The organism is Algoriphagus boseongensis, from assembly GCF_004362805.1.
GTDB classification, from domain to species: Bacteria; Bacteroidota; Bacteroidia; order Cytophagales; family Cyclobacteriaceae; genus Algoriphagus; species Algoriphagus boseongensis.
The window spans coordinates 641693-658939 of record NZ_SNYF01000006.1; the positions used below are offsets into that span (position 1 = coordinate 641693).

The 17247-nt window shown below is 43.0% G+C and carries 14 protein-coding genes; 4 read left to right on the plus strand and 10 right to left on the minus strand.

The genetic code is table 11. The features are described 5' to 3' along the window. Positions 1 to 12 precede the first annotated feature (12 nt). Complete coding sequence (locus DFQ04_RS10460; RefSeq protein ID WP_133555539.1) at positions 13 to 345, plus strand: DUF6787 family protein; 333 nt, start codon at positions 13 to 15, stop codon at positions 343 to 345. Between the two features lie 148 nt (positions 346 to 493). On the opposite strand, the gene recG is transcribed toward DFQ04_RS10460, so the two are convergent. After that, a complete protein-coding gene (gene recG / locus DFQ04_RS10465) occupies positions 494 to 2587 on the minus strand; it encodes an ATP-dependent DNA helicase RecG (RefSeq protein WP_133555541.1) in 2094 nt (697 codons plus the stop codon). An 81-nt stretch (positions 2588 to 2668) separates the two neighbouring features. After that, positions 2669 to 3736: a phosphotransferase enzyme family protein gene (locus tag DFQ04_RS10470; protein ID WP_133555543.1), complete on the minus strand. Its 1068-nt coding sequence runs from the start codon at positions 3734 to 3736 to the stop codon at positions 2669 to 2671. A 160-nt stretch (positions 3737 to 3896) separates the two neighbouring features. Between DFQ04_RS10470 and DFQ04_RS10475 the strand changes: the two genes are divergently transcribed. Beyond that, complete coding sequence (locus DFQ04_RS10475; protein ID WP_133555545.1) at positions 3897 to 5672, plus strand: sodium:solute symporter family protein; 1776 nt, start codon at positions 3897 to 3899, stop codon at positions 5670 to 5672. Positions 5673 to 5768: 96 nt separating this feature from the next. Here DFQ04_RS10475 and gldD read toward each other — a convergent pair whose 3' ends face one another. Continuing rightward, positions 5769 to 6344: a gliding motility lipoprotein GldD gene (gldD, locus tag DFQ04_RS10480; protein WP_133555547.1), complete on the minus strand. Its 576-nt coding sequence runs from the start codon at positions 6342 to 6344 to the stop codon at positions 5769 to 5771. Positions 6345 to 6421: 77 nt separating this feature from the next. Here gldD and DFQ04_RS10485 point away from each other — a divergent pair, with 77 nt between their 5' ends. After that, positions 6422 to 6952: a DinB family protein gene (locus tag DFQ04_RS10485; protein ID WP_133555549.1), complete on the plus strand. Its 531-nt coding sequence runs from the start codon at positions 6422 to 6424 to the stop codon at positions 6950 to 6952. A 73-nt stretch (positions 6953 to 7025) separates the two neighbouring features. On the opposite strand, the gene DFQ04_RS10490 is transcribed toward DFQ04_RS10485, so the two are convergent. From DFQ04_RS10490 to DFQ04_RS10505, 4 genes are all read right to left on the minus strand, one after another. Then, on the minus strand, positions 7026 to 8273 hold the full coding sequence (locus DFQ04_RS10490; protein WP_133555551.1) for an NAD(P)/FAD-dependent oxidoreductase: 1248 nt from the start codon (positions 8271 to 8273) through the stop codon (positions 7026 to 7028). 88 nt (positions 8274 to 8361) lie between these two features. Next, positions 8362 to 9366 carry a 4-hydroxyproline epimerase gene (locus tag DFQ04_RS10495; RefSeq protein WP_133555553.1) on the minus strand — a complete coding sequence of 335 codons (1005 nt, stop codon included), beginning with the start codon at positions 9364 to 9366 and terminating at the stop codon, positions 8362 to 8364. A gap of 145 nt (positions 9367 to 9511) precedes the next feature. After that, on the minus strand, positions 9512 to 10957 hold the full coding sequence (locus tag DFQ04_RS10500) for an aldehyde dehydrogenase (NADP(+)) (RefSeq protein ID WP_133555555.1): 1446 nt from the start codon (positions 10955 to 10957) through the stop codon (positions 9512 to 9514). Positions 10958 to 11086: 129 nt separating this feature from the next. Next, the gene (locus DFQ04_RS10505) at positions 11087 to 11977 is read right to left on the minus strand and encodes a dihydrodipicolinate synthase family protein (RefSeq protein WP_133555557.1); all 891 of its coding nucleotides are present in this window, start codon (positions 11975 to 11977) and stop codon (positions 11087 to 11089) included. Between the two features lie 176 nt (positions 11978 to 12153). Between DFQ04_RS10505 and DFQ04_RS10510 the strand changes: the two genes are divergently transcribed. Next, complete coding sequence (locus DFQ04_RS10510) at positions 12154 to 13014, plus strand: AraC family transcriptional regulator (RefSeq protein ID WP_133555559.1); 861 nt, start codon at positions 12154 to 12156, stop codon at positions 13012 to 13014. Here the strand turns inward: DFQ04_RS10510 and DFQ04_RS10515 are convergent. The 3 genes from DFQ04_RS10515 to DFQ04_RS10525 are packed head-to-tail and all read right to left on the minus strand — an operon-like array spanning position 13011 to position 17025. Then, positions 13011 to 14060 (minus strand): SMP-30/gluconolactonase/LRE family protein, encoded by a 1050-nt coding sequence (locus DFQ04_RS10515; protein ID WP_133555561.1) that lies wholly within the window; start codon positions 14058 to 14060, stop codon positions 13011 to 13013. The two genes, DFQ04_RS10510 and DFQ04_RS10515, sit on opposite strands and share 4 nt — an antisense overlap. 24 nt (positions 14061 to 14084) lie before the next feature. After that, positions 14085 to 16205 carry an outer membrane protein assembly factor BamB family protein gene (locus DFQ04_RS10520; protein WP_133555564.1) on the minus strand — a complete coding sequence of 707 codons (2121 nt, stop codon included), beginning with the start codon at positions 16203 to 16205 and terminating at the stop codon, positions 14085 to 14087. Positions 16206 to 16233: 28 nt separating this feature from the next. Next, the gene (locus DFQ04_RS10525) at positions 16234 to 17025 is read right to left on the minus strand and encodes a sterol desaturase family protein (RefSeq protein ID WP_243739663.1); all 792 of its coding nucleotides are present in this window, start codon (positions 17023 to 17025) and stop codon (positions 16234 to 16236) included. Between the last annotated feature and the right edge of the window lie 222 nt (positions 17026 to 17247).

Genomic DNA, 17247 nt, shown 5'->3' on the forward strand with positions numbered 1-17247 from the left:
TTACTTTTGGGCATGCAAAACGAAAAACCGGGCTTCCTTCAGCGACTCCAGAGCAAATGGAAATTGGAATCGATTTTTCAGGTGGTCATGGTACTGGTCGTTTTTGCCTGCACGGGATTTACCATCCTTTTCATCAAAAATCCGATTTTAAATTTCTTTGGAGTTGAGCGAGGTGGGGGGCAAGGCTTTTTGAATACCCTTTTGTATCTCTTACTAGTTTTACCATTGTACCAGATTTTTTTGCTGATCTATGGGTTTATTTTTGGTCAGTTCAACTTCTTTTGGGAAAAGGAAAAACAGATTTTCCGAAGAATTGGAAAGCTTTTTGGGAAGAAGGGAAATTGACCCTATCGTGTTTTGTTGAAATTTAAGAATTACGATTTTTGATTTGCGAGATGTAATTGGCCTTCAGTCCTGGCTCCAAAAAGTTGATTGTAGAGAAAGGATTAGGACTTCCTTTTGATGTCGTAAATCGTAAATCTGAAATCGTCAATCAACTTATCCTGCTCCAATTCACCGCAGTCTTTTTCTGTTGCTTTACCTGACGTAAAATTGAAGAATGCTCTGGTCGAGCTAGTTCCGGATCATTGAATAAAAGTTGCTGGGCAGCATCTCTGGCCAAGGTTAGCAATGGAGCATCCTTGCTTAAATCTGCAATCAACAAATCCGTCACCCCACTTTGCTGAGTTCCCATCAAGTCCCCAGGGCCACGCAGTCTTAGATCCACATCGGCTATTTCAAATCCATCATTGGTGCGCACCATGGTTTCCAATCGAATTCTCGAGTCCTTGCTGAGTTCGTATTTACTCATCAGTACGCAATAGCTTTGCTCGGCACCTCTCCCCACACGACCGCGCAACTGGTGTAGCTGTGAAAGCCCAAATCGCTCCGCATTTTCAATGATCATCACGGATGCATTCGGCACATTCACTCCAACCTCAATCACAGTCGTTGCAACCATGATTTGAGTTTGTCCTTTCACAAATCGCTGCATTTCCAAGTCTTTATCCTCAGCCTTCATTCCTCCATGGACAATGCTCAGATGGTATTGGGGAAAAGCTCGGGCAATGCTTTCGTACCCATCCATCAGGTTTTTCAAATTCAATGTTTCAGATTCTTCGATCAGGGGATAGACGATGTAAACCTGACGGCCTTTTTGGATTTCCTGATTGATAAATCCGAAAACCTTCAAGCGATCCTTGTCATATCGATGGACCGTCTGGATAGGCTTTCTTCCTGCTGGCAATTCATCAATGACAGACACATCCAGATCTCCATATAGTGTCATCGCCAAAGTCCTTGGAATCGGCGTAGCGGTCATGACCAAAACATGGGGCATAAATTCCTCATTTTTTGCCCACAACTTTGCTCGTTGGGCTACGCCAAAGCGATGCTGCTCATCGACTATAGCCAAGCCCAAATTCCGAAATTGAACCACATCTTCTAAAAGAGCATGGGTTCCGATTAGGATTTTTAATTCTCCGGAAAGTAAGTCGGTATGGATGACTTTTCGGTCAGACTTTTTGGTGGATCCCGTCAATAAGGCAATTTTCAGCCCCATCATTTCGGCATACTCTTTCAGTCCTTCGTAATGCTGGTTGGCTAGGATTTCTGTAGGTGCCATCAGGCAGGCCTGAGCGCCTGAACTAATTGCAATCAGCATGCAAATAAATGCCACCATAGTTTTTCCACTTCCCACATCCCCTTGGATTAGGCGGTTCATTTGCTTCCCCGATTTCATGTCAGCAAAAGACTCCCTGATCACCCGTTTTTGGGCGTTAGTTAGCTCAAAAGGGATATGATTTTTGTAGAAATCGGTCAACAAATCTGTATTCCCCAAGGCCTGCCCCCTGAATTTTTCCGTTCTAGCCACCTTCAGCATCAAGAGGCGGAGCTGGAGGTAGAAAAATTCTTCAAACTTAAGCCGCTTTCTTGCCCGGTTTAAAAGCTCCGGAGAAGTCGGAAAGTGGATTTGACGAATCGCTTCCTGCTTTCCCAAAAGCTGGTACTGATGCATGATTTCTGGGGAAAGCGTCTCCGGAATTTGGGAATAAACAAGAGGTAGCAGTTGCTCCAGAATTTTTGAAATTCCCTTTGAATCCAAAAATCTGGCCCTTAGCTTTTCTGTAGTGGAATAAACCGGCTGGAAATGATTTCTTTTTTCATTGGCAGCTGTGATGGGTTCCATCTCCGGATGCGCAATACTCCATTTTCTTCCGTATTGGGCAGGTTTTCCGAAAAAAATATAAACCGCCCCGGCAGGCAGCTTTTTCTGAACCCATTGAATTCCCTTAAACCAGGTCATTTCCATTTCTCCGGTTTCATCAAAAACATGGGCTACCAGTCGTTTTTTCCCTCCTGTCCCAACCAATTCTACTGACTTGATTCGGGCGATTACCTGAACATTTTCCTGTTCTTCGGTAAGCTCTCGGATTTTGAAAAACTTGGTTCTGTCTTCGTACCGGAAAGGATAATGCTGCAGCAAATCCCCATAGGTAAAAATATTCAGCTCCTTGTTTAGGAGTTCAGCCTTCTGAGGGCCGACGCCTTTGAGGAATTCGATTCGGGTATCAAAAATGCCTGACAAGTGAACTGATTTTGGGTTTAGGCAAATTAAGGTCAGTGGGCTTCAAAACCCAAGAGTTTGCAGACAATTGTCGGAAATCTCCTAATCCTTTTGAACGATTTCTTTCCAAATCTCCCTGAGAGCTTCCCGCTGACTTTGCTGGCTTTTCAGGAAAATCATTTGATTTTTTGCCCGGTGGAAATTTTGCTCTGGATAGCTCACCCGATAATAAATATTTCCTTGAAGATGATCGGTAAAAAATCTCAAGCCCATTATCATGGTCATCACTTCTCCGCCGAGGATTAAGGATTCTGCCTCTTCCTTGCTAGCGAAGGTTTCGATTCCCTCCCAGTAGCCCTGAAGGAGTTTGGAAAAGATTTCAGGAATCAGGTGAATAGCATCCCATTGGGTTGATGTTTCAGTCAGGCTACAGGCTACTGTACGCACCAAATCTCCAAAATCATATAATAAGTATCCTCCCATCAAGGTATCCAAATCAATCACAGCAGAAACTCTTTTCAAGTCTTCGGAGAAGATCACATTGTTGATTTTGGTGTCGTTATGGACGACTCGGAGGGGGAGAAGCTTAAGTTGCTTTTGGTACCAATCTACCAGGGGTTTTTGGCTGAAGTAAAAATCAAGAATTTCTACTTCCTCCTTTTCCAAGTTTCCTTTCGATGAGGATACCTCGATCAATTTTTCAAAACGGAGATCCAATCGATGAAAATGGGGAATGGTCTCTTGCATGGATTGGGCTGGGATGTCCTTAGCCCAGGAGGCAAATTCTCCATAGGCTAAAGCAGCGATATAAGCCTGCTCGATTTGTTCAATTTGCTGGAGGGTTTTCCCGGCGACAAACTCAAAAAGTCTATACTTAAGTCCATTGATTTCAGAAAGCCCACTTCTATCCCTGTTCAATAAAGGAAGAGGAAGAGTGAAAGGAAGCTTCTTTTTTTCTGCTTGCTGATAAAGCAAGCCAAGGTTATGGTCAATCCTGTCTGGATAATTGAAGACTTTTTCATTAAAACCTTGTAGAATCCATTTGCCTTTTGGAGATTCCACCAGCAAAGTTTCATGGATCAAGCCTTCTCCAAATGGGGTGATGCTTAATTCATCTCTTTTCAGAAAAGGATAATACTCACAAATTCTGGAGTCAAGCTGGTGATTCATTGAGCGAATTTAAGGAAGAAAATAGGTGAAAAATTGAATAGCGTCCATCAACTTGGCCTTTGTGGACAGTTTTGCTTGTTATTTTTCAAAAATATTAAAAAAGACTTTCAGAGTTAAGAAAAAATTTTCGTTAATTGATTGCCAATTAATACCAAACCCTATGAATGTAACCGCTTTAGATTGGGGCATAATCGCTGCCTTCTTTCTTATTTCCTTATTGATAGGATTATTTTCCGCCAAATCCGCAGGAAGTTCAGCCAAAGAGTTTTTCCTTTCTGGAAGAAACATGCCTTGGTGGCTTTTGGGTGTGTCCATGGTCGCCACCACATTTTCTGCTGATACACCAAATCTCGTTACCGACATAGTCCGGAAGAATGGTGTGGCAGGGAACTGGGCCTGGTGGGCGTTTTTGTTGACAGGCATGTTGACTGTGTTCGTTTATGCTAAGCTCTGGAGAAGATCCGAGGTCACTACGGATTTAGAGTTTTACGAATTAAGGTACTCCGGAAAAGGTGCAGCATTTCTGAGGGCTTTCCGGGCCATTTATTTGGGGGTATTCTTTAATGTGGTAATTATGGCCACGGTATCCCTTGCAGCCATCAAAATAGGCGGAGTTATGCTTGGGCTTACTCCCATTCAAACCTTGCTGATTGCTTCTGTTGTAACGGTAATTTATAGTTCCTTGGGAGGTTTGAAAGGGGTGTTGTTGACTGACTTTTTTCAGTTTTTCATTGCCATCATTGGTTCTTTTGGAGCTGCGTATTATGTTCTGGACCTTCCAGAAATCGGTTCTTTACAAGGACTTCTATCCCATGATGTAGTTTCTACCAAACTTGACTTCCTTCCGGATTTTTCTGATCCAAACGTTTATATCCCGATTTTCATTTTGCCTATCGCCATCCAATGGTGGGCAACTTGGTATCCAGGTGCTGAACCAGGAGGGGGCGGCTATATCGCCCAGCGGATGCTTTCTGCAAAAGATGAGAAAAATGCCATTGGCGCCACTTTGTTTTTTAACGTAGCCCATTATGCACTGCGTCCTTGGCCTTGGATCATTGTAGCCTTAGGTTCTCTGGTGATATTTCCAACTATCGCGGACTTGCAGCAAGCATTTCCTCAAATCCCGATTGATAAACTTGGAGATGACTTGGCTTATTCAGCGATGTTGACTTTCCTTCCAACTGGGTTAATTGGAATTGTTTTGGCATCCTTGATAGCGGCAGTGATGTCTACCCTTTCCACACACTTAAACTGGGGCTCCAGCTATGTGGTGAATGATTTTTATCTACGCTTTGTAAAGCCTGATGCGTCTGACAAGCAGTTGGTGGCAGTTGGAAGAATTTCCACAGTGGTCTTAATGCTCCTTTCAGCCCTATTAGCTTTGGCACTGTCTTCCGCCTTGGATGCATTTCAGATTTTATTGCAAATCGGTGCCGGAACAGGCTTGATTTTCATTCTTCGCTGGTTCTGGTGGAGAATCAATGCCTACACAGAAATTTCAGCCATGGCAATTTCCTTTGTGGTGGCAATTTTCTTTGAAGTCATAAATCCTAAAATCGGGCTAATTGAAATCGCTGCTGACCAGTCCTATTTGAAATTGATTTACTCAGTTTCCATTACCACAGTTGGATGGCTTTTGGTGACGTTCTTTACACAACCTGAAAAGGACGAGGTTTTGTTAAATTTTTATCGAAAAGTTACCCCAGCGTCAATGGGCTGGAAGAAAGTTTTGGACCGTTACCCTTCCGAAAAGCAGGAAAAAGGACAGTTGGGCACAGAAGTAGGATTGATGATCACAGGTACTTTCATGGTTTATGCAGCTTTATTTTCAACTGGATTTTTTATTTATGGAAATGTACTACCGGGTGTAATAGCTGCCGTTATTTCGATAGTTGGTGCTATTGTTATTATTAGAGCCTGGAAAAAAATTCATTGATATTTCCCATTTCATAAAAAACTCCTGCTTGATTTAATCGAGCAGGAGTTTTCTTTTTTGAGAGAATGTATCATTCTCAAGGTGAATTTTTAAAACTCATTGATCTACAAATTTCACTGAGTTCATTAGATGAGTCATGTCAATTTTGATGTATTCGATTACAGGAGCAAGTGAGTCATTTTTCATGGCGGTGTTAAAGTACAAGGCCCCTCTCAGAAAATGATTGGTGGAATCGGTTACAAAAAACTGAAACTGCGTAGGAACTTCCCCGGTAAGCTCGGCTACCACAGCCGAATACCCATTTGGAGTGATTAAAACTCCTTCTTCTATACCATAAGCCTTGATTTGATGCTTTGCTGTCAGTTTGAAAGCATCATTGGATAATGTTCGGAATTCAGCCTCACTTCCAATTTTCTTATAAGTCAAATGGACCTTTGCTCCAAAATCCTTGTAATTCAAGTTGATCCAGGTCTTCTCTGATAAGTTAAAGGAATCTGGTTCCACCAGACTGTATTTGGATAGTTCCAGATTATAGGGATAGCCATTTTCCAGAGGAATATAACTGTGAGAAGGTAAATCAATTCGGTTGTAGCCGGGAGGTTTAGGCAGCCAGTTTTTTTCGCAAGAGGCAAGTGCTAAAGCCAAAATCAGAAATGGGAGTAATTTCTTCATGGATCAAAATTAGGTTTTCCATTTGATTTCAAATGGGAATAGTGGAACTTTAACCTTACACCAAACTCTTTTCAACGATGAAAAATGGAATTAAAGTTACTTTGACCGCTATATTTTCTGCGGTATTGATGGTAGTAGGAACCCTGGCACAGGCCCAAACTACGAAGGAAGAGTTTATGTCCAAATGGGCTAATAGCAAGCAATTTACTTTGGATGTATTGGCTAAAATGCCTGATTCTGGGATGGATTACAAAACAGACCCGGGAGCGATGTCTTTTAAGGAGCAAATCCATCACATTGCCAGTGCAATTGTTGGGATTTCACAAGGGTTTTTGAAAGGATCTGCTGATGCTCCATCCATCGATCTTGCTACTGCTACACGAGCTCAGCTTACTGAATACGTCGCTGCTTCTTATGATTATGGAGCTGCCGCTATGAAAGGCTTGAGCGCTACAGATGAGGCAGAAAAGATCGAGGTTTTTGGAAATATGGTTTCCCGACGTCAGATCGAAGCCTTGCTAATGGACCACAGTACACACCACAGAGGATCAGCCATTGCTTATTTGAGAGCCAATGGAGTGGAGCCACCGGCATTTGTTGGATTCTAATTTGAGTCCATAGAAAGCAAAAAAGCAGCAGATAATTCTGCTGCTTTTTTATTTTATAGCAATTAAGAATAGGTCAATTGTATCTACTTACCTCAAATCCCTTGATTTCAATGGATGAGGGCTTTTTCTGATGAAGTTCCGTAAGCAATTTACCTGTGGCAGGCCCCATAGTCACTCCCAGCATGGCATGGCCCGATCCCACCAAGACATTTTCATAACCCGGAGCATAACCTATATAGGGAAGCCCGTCCGGGGAACAGGGACGTAGCCCTTTCCAGATATCTTTTTCATCAGGGAAATTTGCTTTGAAGTCAGGGTAATATTGATTGATGGATTCAAAAATCCCTTTTACCCGGTTCATATTGATTTTTTGATTCGTTCCCGCCACTTCCAAAGTGCCTCCAAAACGGATATAGTCTCCATAAGGACTCACCGCCACTTTCCGCTCTGTAAGAATGGTTGGTAATTGAATTGCAGGCTGGTTTTCTTGAATGAAGCTATAGCCTTTGCCTCCCATTAAAGGAAGGGAAAACCCAAGTTGCTTAGCCAACTCTGCAGACCATGCTCCTGCTGCGAGGATTACCTTTCCTCCCTCGAGTTTTCCTTTATCAGTCAATACTGCCTCGATTTTATTGGAGGACTTTTCGAATCCAAGAACTTGGGTATTGGGAAGTATTTTTACTCCCTTTTCGGTCAAATATTTCTTCAGATAGTTAAAAAGACCTGCAGGATCTAGGTGTGAATCTCCGGGGAAAAATATTCCACCTCTAGATTTCACCTCTAGGTTTGGCTCAAGAGCTTGAACCTCCTTGGAATTTAGAATCTCTGCTTCCAAACCAAATTGTCTGGCCAAATGCGCCAGTTCAATTTCTTCCTTTTCTACTGCTTCAGTTTGGTAAATCATCACCAAGCCTTTTTTGGAAAGGAAGACTGAAGAATCTGGATGCTCAGCTTCAAATTCCTGAAAAAGTGATTTGCTGAATAGGGTGATTTGATTCAAATAAGGAATACTTCGATCTACCTGACTTTGAGAAGTGGCTTTGAAAAAAAGCATGCACCAACGCAGCAGTTTATAATCCAAGCGGGGATGAATGTAAAAGGGGCTTTTGGAAGAAAACATCCACGCCATTCCTTTGGAAATCATACCCGGTGCAGCTAGCGGAATGATGTGACTGGGTGTGATCATCCCGGCATTTCCTGTGGAGCAATTTTGATTTAAATCGCTTTGGTCGATAACCGTTACTTCCACACCTTCCTTTTGAAGGAAATAGGCAGTGAAAAGTCCAACGACTCCCCCTCCGATAATGATTGTTGGTTTCATGAAATAGTATCAAGTAGTAAGACTACTGGATCAAGAAATTTTTGCTTCCACCAATTCTTGATCTTTGTGTCTAATTTCTAATGTCTTTTTAAATCACCTGAAATCCGTGCACGTAGGGATCATCGTCGTCCAGAATGATGGTATTGTAGCCATATACTTTGGCCCAGCCTTCAATGCTTGGGACTATGGCTGGCTTTCCTGCAATTTCAGTGACTTCTTCGATTCTTCCGATAAACTTGGACCCAATAAAGCTTTCATGGACAAATTCATCTCCCGGCTTTAGCCAACCTTTGGCAAACCATTGAGCCATTCGGGCTGAAGTTCCTGTTCCGCAAGGTGAGCGATCGATAGCTTTGTCCCCGTAGAAAACAGCATTTCTTGCCGTGCTGTTTTCTTCGATAGTTTTTCCGGTCCACATCACATGGGAAAGTCCACGGATTCGATCGTGTTCTGGATGAACGAAATCATATTTCTCATTCATCTTCGAGCGAAGGTTTCTGGCCATTGAAATGAGTTGCTCGGCTTTGAAATGCTCTAATCCTGGGAAGTTTTCCTGAGGATCAATGATGCAGTAAAAGTTTCCACCATAAGCTACATCTACGGTCAGTTTGCCCAATTCCTCAATTTCAATTTCCAGATTTTCAGCTGCCAGATAGCTTTTAACATTAGTCAGCTTGACGGATTTTACCTTTTTGCCTTCCTGCTTATATTCTACCAAAACCAAACCTGCCGGAGCTTCCATTCTTAGAAATCCCGGGGTTTTAGGATGGATCAAACCCTCCTCAATGGCAATGGTAATGGTTCCAATAGTGCCATGTCCGCACATGGGTAGACATCCTGAGGTCTCGATGAAAAGGACAGCAAAGTCATTTTCAGGATTGTGAGGAGGGAAAAGCATGGACCCGGACATCATGTCGTGACCTCTCGGTTCAAACATTAATCCGGTACGAATCCAATCCAGATTTTCCAGAAAATACTGGCGCTTTTCTAGCATATTATTCCCTTTTAGAAAAGGAACTCCACCTGAAACTACTCGGACGGGATTGCCGCAAGTGTGTGCGTCTATGCAGGAGAATGTGTGTCTTGAGGACATTTTTATTTCAAGTTTCTAATTATTTCTTCATCTGAAATACATTGAAATACCCTAGAAATAGACTTCGCCACGCTCAGTGAAATAAGAGATGTTTCCTTATTCCGTCCCGCTTGCGGGACCTATTTCTATCTTATTTCAATGTATTTCACTGTCTGTATTCCCCGTTAACCAATCTCCAAATTCCCAATGGATTACCTTCTTTCAAAGCATCAGGAAGCAATTCCTGAGGCATATCCTGAAAAGCAATTGGTCTGGCAAAACGCTTGATCGCATGGGCTCCTACCGAAGTGCTGTTTGGAGCTGTGGTAGAAGGATAAGGGCCTCCATGCTGCATGGCATATCCTACTTCCACTCCTGTCGGTACTCCTTTAAACAAGAGCCTACCGCATTTTTCTTCCAAAAGATTGATTAGGAAAAGCTGATTTTTCAATTCCTCTTCATCCGCCCATACGGTAATGGTAAGCTGACCATGAAGGTGTTTGGCGATTTCTTCCAATTCTTCCTGACTTTGATAAACCACCATCATGGCAAATGCTCCGAAAACCTCTTTTTGGAATATATGGTCAGATAACCAATCTGAAGCTTTGATTTCTGCCAAGGCTGTACTGCCATTGATCAGGTGCTTCGGATCGGCCACTTTTACCCAGCGAAGTTCTTCCCGGGACTCCAAAAACTGGATGGAGTCATAGTAGGCTTGGGCAATTCCAGGATGAAGCATAGGGGCGGAGGCAATGTCTTTTAATTCAGCAGAAATCGCATTTTCAAAAGCTTTCGCCTGAGATTCCGGCACGAAAATCAATCCCGGGTTGGTACAAAACTGTCCTACCCCTAAAGTCAGGGAAGAGACAAATGCTTTGGCTAGTCCGTCCAGGTTTTGTTCCAATTTCTTAGGAAAACAGAAAATAGGATTCACGGAACCCATTTCGGCATAAACAGGAATGGGTTCCTCTCGTTGGTTTGCCAGATCAAAAAGTGCTTTTCCACCTGCATGCGAACCAGTAAAGGCCACTGCCTTTGCCTGCGGATGCTTGACCAAGGCCTGTCCTTCTGTTATTCCTCCCTCTACGTGAGTAAATAGGGCTGAAGGAAGGCCACACTTTAAAATGGCTTCATGGATGCATTCAGCCACTTTTTTTGACGTTTCAGGGTGGGCAGGATGGGCTTTGTAAATTACCGGGCAGCCAGAGGCAAGGGCCGAAATGGTGTCTCCACCTGCGGTTGAGAATGCCAGAGGAAAATTACTTGCACCGAATACGACCACTGGACCTATAGGAGTCAGCATCCTACGGATATCCGCCCTTGGAAGTGGAGTACGATCAGGCATTGCAGGATCAATAGTCGCTTCTATCCAAGAACCTTCCTTGACCAAATTGGCGAAAAGCTTGATTTGTCCGGTTGTTCTTCCCAGTTCACCGTTGATTCTTCCTTCTGGAAGATTGGATTCCTTTACCGCCAAAGGCACAATTTCAGGGCGGTGGGATTCGAGAATTTCTGCCAGTGTTTCTAAAAACTCCCCCTTCTCCTTTCCAGACAGGTTTTTGTAAAAAAGGAAAGCTTCTTGAGCTGCATTGAAAATAGAATCGAAGTTCATGGGTTTTTGAAATAAGGTGGAAATACAATTGAAAACCCCCCGATATATCGGGGTGAAATAGCATGGAATTCTATTTCAATATATTTCGTCCTGATGATAATCAGGACAAATTTCTAAAGTATTTCAGATTTAAATCTTTGGTCGGTTTTTGATTCCCTCAGTAATTATTTTCTCAATTCTTACCCTTTCTTCTCCGATTAAAGTCAATCTTGGTGCCCTCACATGCTCTGAACCTACACCGCAATGTTGCTCTGCCAACTTGATGTATTGCACTAGTTTTGGATGAATGTCGAGTTCCAAAAGCGGAAGGAACCATCGGTAGATTTCTCTAGCTTCTTCGATTTTACCTTCTTGTACCAAGTTGAAAATGGCGACGGTTTCCTTTGGAAAAGCACAAACCAGACCTGCAACCCATCCTACAGCTCCCATCAGCAATTCTTCCAAAGCCAGAGTATCTACCCCACAAAGCAATTGGAATCGGTTACCAAATCGGTTGATCATTCGGGTGACATTGGAGATGTCTCGAGTGGATTCTTTGATGGCTTGGATATTTGGGCAATCGGCAAGCTCAGCAAACATGTCTATAGTAACCAAGGTCTTATAATCTACCGGATTGTTGTAGATCATCATGGGGAGTTTGGTGGAGTTGGCGACGGTTTTGAAATAAGTCACCACTTCTCTTGCATCTGCCGCATAGCGCATCGGAGGCAAAATCATCAATCCTGATGCTCCCAATTCTTCGGCTTTTTTAGCCCAGAAAAGCGCATCTTGAGTAGCACCCTCTGCGATATTCAAAATCACCGGCACTCGTCCATTGATGTATTTTACTGTTTCTGAAGTAAGGGTGATTTTTTCTTCCTGAGAAAGCACTGAGCTTTCTCCCAAAGTGCCACCAAGAATGATCCCGTGAACTCCACTTTCCAATTGGAAGTCCAGGTTCTTGAAAAAAAGATCCATATCCAGACTTCCGTCTGCGTGAAATTTGGTTGTGACCGCGGGGAATACGCCTTTCCAGTTCATAGTATGTTGTTTTAGCCCAATGGATTGGGGATTAAATATTCATTTCAATTAGGATATCAAAAGTAAGTGGCCTTTGAAGGAAAGTCTTTTACTGAATTAATCCTTTTTGATACAATATTGACCAAAATGATAACTTTTTGATTTGAATACTCTTAATTTCATATCAATTGAGAGTTATGGCCAAGGTAATTTCCTTTCAAGTTCCCAAATCCCAGCGCGAGTTTGTTCGCTATCAGGAAGACCGTGGAAAGCATTTTTATGACAAGCTCCACCAGCATCCTCAATTGCAGATGACGGTGATTTTAGAAGGGAAAGGGCAGTTTCTTAGTGGAGATTATGTCGGAAGATTTCAGCCCGGGGATGTTTTTTTTCTTGGTGAAAATGCTCCTCATGTATTTCGAAGCGATCCGGAATACTTCGATTCGGATCAGAATCTCAGGTCAGAAGGGAATACAGTTTTCTTTGACTTTGATTCCTTGGGAAAGGCATTGGGCGAATTGGAGGATTTGCAAAGCCTGAAAAAATTTCGGGAATACTCCGGGCTATGTTTTCAGTTGGTGGGAAAAGCTCAGGAAGCTGTGGTGGAAATAATCGGTGATTTTAAGAAGAGCAGTGGATTGTACAGGTTTCAGCTTGCCATTCACTTATTGACTATTGTAGAGAATGCACAAGAAGAATTGATCCCCCTTAATAGGATGAATTTAAATCGGGGACTTTCGGAAAAAGATGGTTCTCGAATGGACCAGGTCATGCAGTTTATGCTTGAAAATCGCTTTCAAAAGATTACTCTGGAGCAAACAGCTTCTTTGGCAAATTTGAGCAAGGAAGCCTTTTGCCGCTTTTTCAAATTGAGAACCCGAAAGACATTTACTCAATACCTTCAGCAGCTTCGGATCAATGAAGCCCAAAAACTTCTTCAGGAAACGGATTTGTCTATTACAGAAATTGCCTATAGGGTTGGGTACGATAACCTTTCCTATTTCAACCGAAGTTTTAAGAATCTATCCGGAAAGACTCCAAGAGAATTTCGAGGTTAGTTTTTCTTCAGAATCAGCATTTTCTCATCCATCACATTTCCCAAAAAGAGAAAATCTCCAAATGGCAAAGCCACTGAGGAAGCTGACATTTGTGAACCCGGATCAGTCCAGATTATTTCTTGTTGAGGAGCTTGACCTTTTTGGTAATCAATGGTGATAATCTCTGAAGGCGAAATTTCCTTTTTACCGGAAGCATAGGCAGCAAAAGTAATCAAATTCGGATGGCAGCCTATCCAGAGCTTTTCATTTTCATCCAACTCTATATTATCTACTCCAGTCTGGGTTTTTATGTCCTCAAGTTTTTCCAAAGAACCATCCTCAGTCACTGAAAAAACTCTTACAAGAAAACCCCGGGAGCTGGCCACATAAAGCAAATCCTGATTTTTGTCGTAAGCCAAACCGTTCGGGTAGGCAAGATCCTCAGCTACGATCCGAAATGATTCACCATCATAATAACCCACGTTGGCCAACTTTGCGCCTAGATAGTTTTCAGCAAAAATCCCCAGAGAAGATTTACTTCCATGATCATTGGAATAGTAAAAGGCCTCTGGACTTACCAAGACCAAATCATTGGGGCTCATCAATTCCGGCCCGGTAATGGTTTCGATATGTTGAAGTGTTTTTCCGGATAGGAGAAAGGATTCCACAGAATGTTTCCCATCGACATGGTTGATGACCATCAGCCTGTAGGTCCCAGAATCCAAAGGATAAATGCTTATCCCATGCGGGAAAAGAGGAAAAGGAAGGTCTTTTGTAAGTTCTAAAGCCTGAAGTTTTTCCTCTTTTAAATCGATGAGATACAATCCGTGAAGTCCGGATTCCCCCTGTCTTCTTTTGGCACGGTCGTCCACGGAAAGAATCACCAAGCTATCAGCACGGGCTAGTGCCATATCTTCCACACCCGGCAGCTCTAATTCGGCATAGGTGGGTCCAAAATTATTCACTGCATTTACCTCCCGAAAGTAGCCGGTGCTATAAAAGGTATATCCAAAAAATCCCACAATGAAGAGGATTAGGAAAGCGAGGAAAAGCAGGAATTTTTTCATTTGGAATGGATTTGTCAATTAAAATTACTTGGAATCAGGGAGTGCAAATGCCACATAAGCATCCCCACTTTTAGTGCCTTTTCCTCCCCCACAGGCTATGACTAGAAACTGTTTTCCGTTTTTCTCATAGACAGCTGGGGTAGCATGGCCAGCTGCAGGGAGCTTGGCTTCCCACAGTAATTCTCCAGTTTCCTTATCAAAGGCTCTGATTTTTTCATCCTTGGTTGCGGCGATGAATAAGATCCCGCCAGCTGTCGCGACTGGGCCACCATAATTCTCAATCCCGGTATTTTCGAATCCTTGGGCTGCCAATGAATCAATTGATCCCAATGGGATTTGCCATTTTTTCTTTCCGGTATTCATGTCTAAGGCAGTTAGCAAACCCCAAGGAGGATTGGAACCGTAAAGCCCATCCTTTGTAGTAAGCCGCTTGTAGCCTTTCATGTAGTATCGAGGGTAAAGTTTAGCGCTTTCGGCTTCCATTTCCTTTTTATCTCCTAAATCTGCTTTGCCGAGCAAGTAATCTATTAATACCCCTCGTTCCTCACTGGAAATGTGTGCAAACGCAGGCATAGCGCCTCGACCTTTGCGTAGCAATTGATCCAGGGAATCAGCGGTATATTTTTCTTTAAGGCCCAGCAAACTAGGAAGTGCTGGAGGATTTCCTTTTCGATCCAACCCGTGGCAGTTTCCGCAGTAATTGGTGTAAATGGATTGACCCACATTTCCGAAGCTTGCATTTGGAGTCATCTCAATCAACCAGGGGATTTGATTGGCATTGACATAAAGAGTTTGGGTTTCTGGATCAAAAGAAGCTCCACCCCATTCTCCGCCTCCGTCCATTCCTGGAAAAAGCACAATGGGTTTTTCGGGATGTGGGGGAGCCCAGGTGTCTCCGATGATAGCATTTTGAAGCTGATTCCGAATGTCTGCTTCCCATTCTGGTTTGAGATTGAGTACGTCTTTGTCTTCAAAAACCATGTTCATAAATGGCTCAGGTAGGCTTGGAATCGGCTGGGTTTTGGAGCTGATTTCTCCCGGCATCACGCTTTTCGTAACTGGAGTTTCTGGGATTGGCCAAATGGGTTTTCCTGTTTCCCGCTCAAAAACATAAGTCATACCCTGCTTTGAAATTTGAGCTACTGCATCGATCCATTTCCCATCTTTTTGGATTCGGATCAGATTGGGATTGGCTGGGAAATCCCGGTCCCAGACGTCATGATGAACGGCTTGGAAATGCCAGATTCGCTTTCCGGTTTTTGCATCTAAGGCGACCAAGGAATTGGCAAAAAGATTATCTCCATTTCGGTATCCTCCCCAAAAATCATAAGTCGCAGAACCCGTCGGGACAAATACAATTCCTCTGGCTTGATCAACTGTCATCCCCGCCCAGTTATTGGCTCCTCCGATTTGGGAGATGTACTTGGAATCCCAGGTTTCGTGGCCAAATTCTCCTTCCTGAGGAATGGTATGGAAGATCCATTCCCGCTTGCCTGTTCGAATATTGTAGGCCCGGATATGACCAGGTGCAGCATCCAGACCTTCGGAAAGTCGCATTCCCATGATCAAAAAATCTTGGTAAACTACCCCTGGGGAATTGGAAACAATCAGAAAATCCTCCAAATCCGTGTCCAGATCTTTTCTAAGGTCAACTTTTCCCTGATCCCCAAAATCCGAAATGGGCTCCCCGGTTTGGGCATTCAAAGCCATTAACCAATTTCCGGCAGTAAAAAGAATCCGCTGGTCCTCTCCAGATTCCCAATAGCTGACCCCCCGATTGGTACCTGCCCAGGAATTTTCCCCACCCAATATCTCGAAAGGATCAAAACGCCAAAGTTCCTCCCCAGTACCTGCATCCAAGGCGAATACATTCAATTTTGGTGTCGTTCCAAAAAGCACTCCGTTTTTAACAATGGGTTGACATTGAATCTGGCTGCGCTCCGTAGCATCTCCGGTATGATAAGTCCAGGCGACCTGGAGTTGAGCTACATTTTCCTTGTTGATTTGGGTTAAAGCCGAATATCTCGAACCATCTTCCGGTCCTCCGTACTGCGACCAGTCGGTGAAGTCAATTTCAGGGGCTTTTTCAGTGCAGGAAAAAGCCAAAAGGCATATTAAAGCAACAAGGGTTTTCTTGAGGGTCATTTGGGCAATTTTTAAACAGGAGTTGGATTCAGGCCAGATATTTTTCAGGGGATTTTATGGGTTTGGATTGGGTGACTTGGTCAAATTTTTTCTCATAATCCTCCCGAAGAGTTCCAAATAAGCGATCCCAAATCAGCGTATAAAGCCCATAATTTCCGTGGAAATATTGATGGTGGAGGTTGTGGGCCGTGCCGGTATTGATCCATTTCCCTATCCGGGTTCGATGAAAGTTTTTGGGGTAAAGTTCATAGCCCAGATGCCCATATACATTGTAGGAAAACTGAAAGAGCATGAACAGACCAAATGCTGCTTGGTGAACAGGCAAAACAAAACCCAAAACCAAAATAATCCCCGCTTCAACGATGGCTTCAAGAGGGTGGAAAGCATAAGCCGTCCACGGGGATGGGTTAGTGGATTTGTGATGGACTTTGTGAATTAATTTAAAAAGCTTGGGATGATGCATGACTCGATGTGCCCAATAGAAATAGGCATCATGAATCAAAAACATCAAGGGGAAACTGAGGTAAAAATAGGTCCAGCCGTATTTTTCCACATCTCGGTAGTAGAGGGTATAGGGAGATAAAAGCACAAAAACCACTGCAGCAGTAGTGGCAAAAATCAGAATGGTGATTAGTGAATAGGAAATGTCTCGGGAGTAATCCTTGAGCTTGGGAAATTTAGCCTGCATCTTTCTGCTGGCCATAATTCCATTTAAAATGAAATAGAAGAGGAAAAAGACAGTACCTGCTATCAGGAAGTAACGAAAAGTCACATTCCCGGCAATCCTGGTCCATCGAATAAAGAAATCGTCCCAAATCATATTCTTGGAATTGAAGAGTTTCAAGTTAATCAGAGAATCCTTTCCAATCAAAAGATCAGGATGGGACACGCTCACAGATTCCACAGATGAACACAGAAAAAAAGTTTATTAGTGGTGGTCAGTGACATCTGTGAATTAAAAAATAATATCCTTTTCATAGGATTAATGATGGTATTAAAGATTGGAAAGGTTTTAGGTCTAGGAATGATATCGCTCGAAGTT